7 protein-coding genes and 1 tRNA gene are annotated in these 8319 nt (G+C 37.8%); 5 read left to right on the top strand and 3 right to left on the bottom strand.

Annotated features, from left to right (window positions below; all coding sequences use genetic code 11):
- Positions 1 to 106 precede the first annotated feature (106 nt).
- The 3 genes from HRT50_RS16250 to HRT50_RS16260 all read right to left on the bottom strand — a co-directional run bounded on the left by HRT50_RS16250 (position 107) and on the right by HRT50_RS16260 (position 2381).
- Positions 107 to 183, bottom strand: a tRNA-Pro gene (locus HRT50_RS16250).
- A 162-nt stretch (positions 184 to 345) separates the two neighbouring features.
- On the bottom strand, positions 346 to 2112 hold the full coding sequence (locus tag HRT50_RS16255; RefSeq protein WP_291616391.1) for a DUF3413 domain-containing protein: 1767 nt from the start codon (positions 2110 to 2112) through the stop codon (positions 346 to 348).
- A gap of 62 nt (positions 2113 to 2174) precedes the next feature.
- Positions 2175 to 2381, bottom strand: a complete 207-nt coding sequence (locus HRT50_RS16260; RefSeq protein ID WP_291616393.1) for a DUF1414 domain-containing protein — start codon at positions 2379 to 2381, stop codon at positions 2175 to 2177.
- Positions 2382 to 2504: 123 nt separating this feature from the next.
- Here HRT50_RS16260 and yejK point away from each other — a divergent pair, with 123 nt between their 5' ends.
- The 5 genes from yejK to HRT50_RS16285 form a co-directional block, all read left to right on the top strand.
- Complete coding sequence (gene yejK / locus HRT50_RS16265; RefSeq protein ID WP_291616395.1) at positions 2505 to 3563, top strand: nucleoid-associated protein YejK; 1059 nt, start codon at positions 2505 to 2507, stop codon at positions 3561 to 3563.
- Positions 3564 to 3759: 196 nt separating this feature from the next.
- The gene (gene pyrC / locus HRT50_RS16270) at positions 3760 to 4791 is read left to right on the top strand and encodes a dihydroorotase (protein WP_291616403.1); all 1032 of its coding nucleotides are present in this window, start codon (positions 3760 to 3762) and stop codon (positions 4789 to 4791) included.
- 104 nt (positions 4792 to 4895) lie between these two features.
- Positions 4896 to 5786 carry a 6-carboxytetrahydropterin synthase gene (locus HRT50_RS16275; RefSeq protein ID WP_291616397.1) on the top strand — a complete coding sequence of 297 codons (891 nt, stop codon included), beginning with the start codon at positions 4896 to 4898 and terminating at the stop codon, positions 5784 to 5786.
- Positions 5779 to 6618 carry a M23 family metallopeptidase gene (locus HRT50_RS16280; protein WP_291616399.1) on the top strand — a complete coding sequence of 280 codons (840 nt, stop codon included), beginning with the start codon at positions 5779 to 5781 and terminating at the stop codon, positions 6616 to 6618. The genes HRT50_RS16275 and HRT50_RS16280 overlap by 8 nt, the downstream gene beginning before the upstream one ends.
- 38 nt (positions 6619 to 6656) lie before the next feature.
- Positions 6657 to 8319 (top strand): ATP-binding protein (locus HRT50_RS16285; RefSeq protein ID WP_291616401.1); only part of this gene is annotated, 1663 nt, incomplete at its 3' end.

Consider the following 8319-nt stretch of genomic DNA (forward strand, 5'->3'; position numbering starts at 1 on the left):
AAATCAATAAGTCGAGAATAATTTTATGACTGTTATACAGACATAAAAAAGCGACTTGAGCAGTTCATTTAACTATCACTAAGTGGCTGATTTATTTTACTTAATATGGTCGGAGTAGCAAGATTCGAACTTGCGACCTCACGTCCCCCAGACGCGCGCGCTACCAAGCTGCGCTATACCCCGACAAGGTAAACTCTAGGGATAACGAGTTTACCGCCTGTATATTAATGATTTATCGAGCTATTGCAATGATAAATGACTGAATAGTTAGCCCTAACTGTTTAACCGGCTAACTATTACTCGATATTGGGCTATTTCTCTCAACTTTGTTTAGCTAAATCACGTTTACTGCTTTTCTTGGTGAGTAAACTTCTTAATAAAGTGCACTCCATCAATCATTAACGGAAAATCTGAGCTTACCGTTATTGGTGCTTCAAATTGTCTTGAGTAACTTTGAAAATTGCCATTTTGGTCAACAAAGACAGATTTATCTTTATTAAAGATAATAATGCCTTTATCGGTAGTATTGGCAATCACTCTGTCTTTATTCAATGACGGTAAGTCACTGCCATTACTGTAGTTAATTTTACAACCTAACCATTGGGTCATTAAGGTTGGCTGTAAGTCCATATTACTGGTATTAAAGCTCACATCTTTATGGCTTACGCTAGTTCCTTGCGGATATATAAATAATGCGGGTTTAGTGTTTAAACGCGTTTCATTACTTTGATTGCCGATAGAGCTAATCCAAATGATATCTTTTTGTGCTTTTTGTTTCTGTGCCAATAGTAAAGCATCAACAAATAGCTCAAATTGATATTGGTTATTGTTTTTTACTGCTTTATTGGCCTTAGTTATATGGCTGTTTTTAAGGTAGATAATATGCAAACCAGGGGCTTTATTATTTAACTTCTCAGCAAAGAGTAGACTTGAAACATTAATCAGTTCAGTTTTTTTACTAAACAGCGCTTCGAACCAACGAGGTTCGTTGATAGGGGTGTTTTCATCGGAACTAGCTTCTGTATCTTCTAGCGCTGAATTAGCGGTAAATTCATCAGAAATAACCGTTAAGCTTGTTGCTAAGGCTTGTTGTTCGATAAGCTGAAACAATAGCGGTTTAACACCTTGCTTTAAAATATCTTGTTGATAGATACTCGGTAAAGAATAAAGCAGGTTAAACCAAGCATCATCATTAAGACCGGTATCAATATTATTGGTTAAATGTAAGCTAATGGCACTGGCTCTATGGCTAAATTGATTCAGCTGACTAATAGAGACTTGTTGCTCCGTTAGGATTAAAAATACCGAGTTAGCCGGCGCTTTATTAACTATTTCACTCGGGCAAAGGTCTGCAGTAATAGTCGGGTAACTCGGAATAGCGTGACTAAACGATAACGGGCTATTTTTACGCTCGATATAATCGTCAATATTAAATAAGCCATATTTAGTTAACAGCGTTTTAGCGGTGGCCGGATAAGACAAAGGTAATACTGTATCTTGGCGTAATATATCATAATCAAGATTCGCATCAGCCCAAATATGGCTTAAATGACTAAAGAAGAATGATAAAACTAAAGCAAAAATAACAAAGCGAGCAAAAACCGTTTTTTGTAATTGCCTTAAATGCTTCCAAGCATAATTACTAACAATAAACTCAAAGCCTAAAATAACAATAGCAAGTCCACCACCTATAGTGAAAAATAGGCTATTTTCTTTGGCAATGTCTTGTAGCAAGCTAATGATTTGTGAACTTGAAGAGGCGTTTAAATGGTAACCCAAGCGGCTATAGATAAAGGCATCGAGCATCAGTAATAATAAACCCAGGGCAAAAATGATAGAGCCACTGGTTCTAATGAACTTTGTATTAGGGAAAACGAGTGTTAAAGGAAACAACACCAAAACAAAACTTATAAAGGTCAAAAAGGCAATATGACTCACCCAAGTTGTTATTAAGTACACTTGGCCAAAGAGTGTTGTCGGTGCGGGATCACTAAATAAATAGTAAGAGGATAGTGCGATTGCTGCTAAAATATTGAAAAATGTGAACCAATGGCTCCAACTGATCAAGTGTAATAGTTTTTTGCTATAGCTTTTTGTATCAAAAGAAACCATTGATTATTATTCTTCTTTTTGCAGAGAAATTGAACTAGTAAGTATTTAAACTGAATAAGGGCTTAAACAGATTTTTTTAATGCGCGGGTAAAGTTGTCGACAACAGCACTACGTTTGCTTTCCGGTACTTGGCTAAGCACGTGAGTGACCGCATTACCTAAACACATTAGGCCTAAATCTGGAGTTGCTTTTTCTTTAATAAGTACATCAAGTAAATCTTGGATAATTTTTTCTACACGTTCGTTCGAATATTTAGATACAATAGGCATAATAATAGTTTTCGTTAATGATAAATTTAATTTATCTAGTTTATCAAATGCCTGCACAATTTAATATATAGCAGAAATAAAACACCAACATTAATTAACATCAGTAACAGAACATAAAATCCTATGAGCTTAATAATTACTAACATTGCATTACATTTTTTGTCTAAAAAAGAAGATACCGGTGAAGTTGTCTTGCGCCTCGGACCAGAAAATATTGATTTCAACGAAGAAAGTGCCAAAACAACTAACTTTGTTGATGGTTTACACACCATATATAATGCCAAAGGAAATAAAGCCTATGGCAGCTTTTCAGCAATGCCGGGTGAAGGTGATGCCGCGCGCTTTGTTGATTTAATGGAAAGTTATTTAACTGAACAGCAAAATTTCTATGATTTTAGTACCCAAGCGGCCAATGTATTAAAAAATGAAATTGAAAAATATGACATAGAAGAGACTGGTTATTTTGTTATCTGTCATTATGAATACATGGGTGGTCGATACTTATTCGTAGCGGTTATTCCTGTGTCTGAACATTACAGTGTTGATGGCGAGTTAAATATATCAGCGGCGCAGCACCTTGATACTAATAAAATACAACTGGCAGCGCGTATTGATTTGTTCGATTACAAAGAAAATGACCAAGGTAATCGTTATATCTCGTTTATTAAGGGCAGAGCAGGTCGTAAGGTATCGGACTTCTTTTTAGATTTTTTAGGCTGTGAAGAAGGTTTAAACGCCAAAGAACAAACCCAAACATTGGTACAAGCGGTTGAAGATTATGTTGCGGTAAATCAACTCGATCCGGCAGAAAAGCAAAAAACACGCAAAGATTTACTGAGCTACTGTAAAGAGCAAAAAGCCAGCTCTCAAGATGTATCACTGCAAGAGATTGGCAAAGTTATTGAAAGTGCTGGCGCAGAGCAAGACTTTTATCAGTTCTGCCAAACACAATCATATCCTATTGAAGACTCGTTTCCACACGAGCAAGCAGTGGTTAACAAAATCACTAAATACTCAGGCTATGGTAATGGCATAAGCTTAAGTTTCGAGCGTAGTCATTTTGGCGAAGACGTGGTGTATAATCCACATAATGACTCATTAACCATCTTTAAAGTACCACCCAATTTAAAAGAACAGTTAATGGCGCTTCTTGAGGGTGAAAAAGTTTCAGAAGAGTCATGATAACGACGGAAATCTGGTAACGCATAACCATAAGGGTATCGCGTTACCGTTATATCGAGAGCCACGAAGACAATATATAATTATAAAACAGTTACTTACTTTATATCTACAGTGACTGATTAAAACCATAAAAATTTGGAAAAAGAAGATGACAAATCAAAGCAATAGCTCAAACAGTGCCTCAACGGATGCTGCAATTAGCACATTAACCATCGCCCGTCCTGATGATTGGCATGTGCATTTACGTGACGGTGTAGTATTAAAAAATACCGTAGCAGACATTAGTCGTTATATTGGCCGAGCGATTGTAATGCCAAATTTAGTACCGCCAGTAACAAATGCCGCGATAGCTAAAAGTTATCATGAGCGCATTATGGCAGAAGTGCCAAATGCACATTTCAAACCACTAATGACGTTATATCTAACAGATAAAACTACCGCAGCAGAAATTATTGAAGCGAAAGAGTCAGGTTTAGTTTATGCGGCAAAATTATATCCCGCAGGTGCAACGACTAACTCTTCATCAGGTGTCACGGATGTTGCCAATTTAACGGAAGTTTTTGCTGCCATGCAATCAGTTGAAATGCCGTTATTGGTTCATGGTGAAGTGACCGATGCTGAAATCGATATTTTCGATAGAGAGCAAGTTTTCATTGATACCATTTTACAGCCGTTAGTTGCTAACTACCCGAATCTTAAAATAGTGTTAGAGCATATCACCACTAAAAATGCGGTGGACTTTGTTACAGCCGCTGGTGATAATGTTGCCGCTACTATTACCGCGCATCATTTGCTGTATAACCGTAACCACATGTTAGTTGGTGGTATCAAACCACATTATTACTGTTTACCTATTTTAAAACGCAATATTCACCAACAAGCATTAAGAGCTGCGGCAACGAGTGGTAGTAAAAAATTCTTCTTAGGTACTGATTCTGCGCCACACGCACAACATGCTAAAGAGTCAGCTTGTGGTTGTGCTGGTGTTTATTCATCTTTTGCGGCAATCGAATTGTATGCGGAAGTATTTGAACAAGAAAGTGCTTTAGACAAGTTAGAAGCATTTGCTAGCATTAATGGCGCAAATTTTTATCAATTACCCGTAAATACAGATAAAATAACCCTAGTTAAAAAAACTTGGCAAGTACCAGCAACCATGACTTTTGGTGATGATGTTGTAGTACCTGTACGCGCAGGTGAAGATGTTTTGTGGACCGTAGCAGACTAACTCATTAAGTTAAGTGAGTATTATCTTAATGTTTAAAGTAGATAATACTCACAAAAGAGTTAAACCAATTTAAGTTGAGAGCCAAAAGTTAAAAAAGGAAAAAAATGCAATTATTTGTAGATGATCTTACCGTTATTGATTTTTCATACCTGTGTAAACAGCGCGGAATTGTAGGTGAGAGCTGGATTGTTGACGTATTACTCGATGGATCGTTAAACGACCAAAGCATGGTGCTTGATTTTGCCGTAGTTAAAAAGCAAATTAAAGCCATTATTGATGATGCCGTTGATCATAAATTGGTATTGGCGATACAAGAGCCAGCATTAACGTTGGCCGATTCACCACATAACGAAGGTCATCAAACCATTGACTTCAATAGCGATGTGGCAAATTACTATTTGCAATCTCCAGCGTGCGCTTTTGCTTCTATAGACTGTTTAACCATCACAGTAGCTGCGGTGACTAAACACTTAACGGCTATTATCTTGGCGCAACTGCCGGATAATGTGCAAGGATTAACATTGGTACTACGTCCGGAAGTCATTCCGAGCGATTATTATCATTATACTCATGGCTTGAAGTTACACGATGGTAATTGCCAACGTATTGCTCATGGTCATAGATCAAAAATTAAGATTTATGTTGATGATAAAAGGGATGCTCAGTTAGAAGCGCAGTGGTGTCAACGTTGGAAAGATATCTATATTGCCAGCGAGGCCGATAGAATATCTGTTGATGATATTGAGTTATCTGCTCATGCAATGAACAATTTGACTCCCGACCACCAATATTTTAGTTACCATGCGCCACAAGGTCGATTTGATATCGCCGTTGATAAAAAAATATTAGAAGTTGTTGATTGTGATTCAACCGTGGAACTACTGGCCGACTTTATTTTAAGGCAAATAAAAGCTGGCCATCCTGAACTCGCCAACAATACAGTGCAAGTTGTTGCTTATGAAGGCGTTGCTAAAGGCGCAATTGTAAATGGGTAGCTCTCTAAACAAGTCCTTAGTGGCTTTGGCATTTGCTGCGAGCTTTTCTGCGAGTGCTTTTCATAACACTAGCCAAAAGTTCGAGTTAAGCGGTGAAATTAAACAAGGCGGATTAATTGTTGGTAAGACATTACCGAACAATACTGTCACCTTAAATGGCAAGGTAATTACCGTTTCTAGAAACGGTGATTACACCTTTGGTTTTTCTCGTGATGATAAACAAAGTTACCAATTAGTGATTACTGCGGTTAATGGTGATCGGGTAACAAAAACCTTAACACCTTCAATACGCGAGTATAATATCCAGCGTATTGAAGGTATTAAAAAAAGCATTATGCAGCCAAACCCTAAGTCTGTTGCTAGAGCGCAACAAGACAGCAAACAGGTAAAAGCGGCTCGAAAAATTTCAAGTGAACTTGGTTATTTTGCTCAAGGATTTATTGCGCCAATCAAAGGTACCATTACCGGTGTTTATGGCAGTCAGCGAGTATATAATGGCGTGCCTAAAAACCCTCATTTTGGTTTAGATTACGCCGGTAAAACTGGCGATCCGGTGAAAGCTCCGGCATCAGGTACGGTATTACTTTGGGTTCCCGATATGTTTTATTCTGGTGGTACCATGATAATTGATCATGGCCAGGGCGTCAGCTCAACCTTTTTACATTTAAGTAATTCTTATGTAAAACAAGGCGACCAAGTTAAACAAGGGCAGGTAGTAGCGGCAGTGGGTAAAAGCGGCAGAGCAACCGGACCTCATTTAGACTGGCGCATTAACTGGTTCGGTGTAAAAATTGACCCAGCGTTAGTATTAAAACTGCAACCTCTTGATTAACTTTACTTAAAATCATTTAATTCCCCTAAGGTCACACTATGCCTGAACACGGCTATTCGCTGCTACGCATTATTATTATCGACAGTTTTTGGCAGGGTCAAGTAAACGAACTTGATCTAACCGGGCACACTCAACTTGAAGGCACCAACGGTGCAGGCAAAACCTCATTAATGCGTTTGTTACCACTTTTTTATGGCATGCGACCCAGTGATATTGTTAGCAAGGTTGATCAAGCAAAAAACTTTGCTGACTTTTACTTACCCCGTGAATCCAGCATTTTAGTGTACGAATACCAAAGACCTTTTGGCCAAAAATGCCAGGTGTTAGCCACCAGTGATGGTCGAGGTGTACACTTTAAATTTATTGACGATGCTTACGATGCGCAACATTTTATCGCCAGTAGCCAAGTTAACGAACAAGGTAGCAAAGCTAAGCCTTTTACACTCAACGAAATAGAAAAAAACTACCGTAGCATAGGTAAAGAAAGCTCTAAGTTTCTCGGTATAGATAAATACCGCCAAGTGATTCAAAATCTACGCAGTGGCCGTAAACACAAAGAAATTAGATTACTGCAAAATCGCTTTTCTTTTAGTGAGCAAGCCTGTCCACATATTGATAAAGTGATTAACGGCACCATAGAAAAAAACCTAGATTTTGAAGCAGTTAAACGTATGTTAGTGGCTATTGCCAGTGATCACCTTGCCCGAGATACTAATGATGAAAAAGAACAACTCAGTTTAAATAAAGCCGATATTACTAGCTGGCTTGCGGATATCCAGGCCAGTCGAGCCATTAAAAAAGTAGCCGATAAAATATCTGTTTGGCAAAATGACTTTAGTATTTTCACCAGTTTATTAAATAAGTTACAACATCTACATGCGGAAGTAATCGCCCATCAACAGCGTCTTGAAATAAAACAGCAAGACAGAGAAGAGCTGAAGAAAAGCAGTATTCAAACACGCAACAAACTCGATACTGAGTTAGCCAATGCCACTGAGCAATATCAAAAAGCTTTATTTGATTTAAACGCTAAAATTGATGCCGACTTAAGTAAAATAGACTTACTTGATGAAGACAAACTTAACTATGAAGACGATGACGCCAGTAGTTATCAAATAAAGGCCGAGCAAGCACCGCAAATTCAAGCAGAGCTGAATGAAGTGATTGCCGTTATCGATGCTTTTGAAGGTAATATTACTAAAATAGGGCAAAAATTTGATAAGCTAATTCAAAAAATTGAAGTTGAAAAGCTTAAATCTGTCAGTAGTAATAACGAAAAATCTGCACTTATTACGCGCACGTCAAATGAACAGCTATCTCATATTAATGAAGTATTTCATCAACAAGAACACGCTCTTAATGCTCAATTACATAGAGAAGAGCTTAAGCTGCAAAAAGATCAGCAGCAAATACACTATCAATTAGATAGTGCCAAACAACAACTTGCCCAGCCAGTAATATCGCCAGAATTAATTACTGATATTGACGATAACAGGCAAGCATTAACTCAGGCTCAGCAAAGTTATAATCAACTACTGCAGCAAGATTCAGAGTTACAAAAACAGCAATATCAATTAGAGAAGCAACAAGATAAACAATTAGTGCAGCGCAGTGAAGCGAGTCGTTACCTAGAACAATTGCGTCAAGATTATCAGCAAGTTGAATTACAACTGCTGCCAGAAACTGGCTCTTTACACCATT

It is taken from the genome of Colwellia sp., from assembly GCF_013215345.1.
GTDB lineage: Bacteria > Pseudomonadota > Gammaproteobacteria > Enterobacterales > Alteromonadaceae > Colwellia.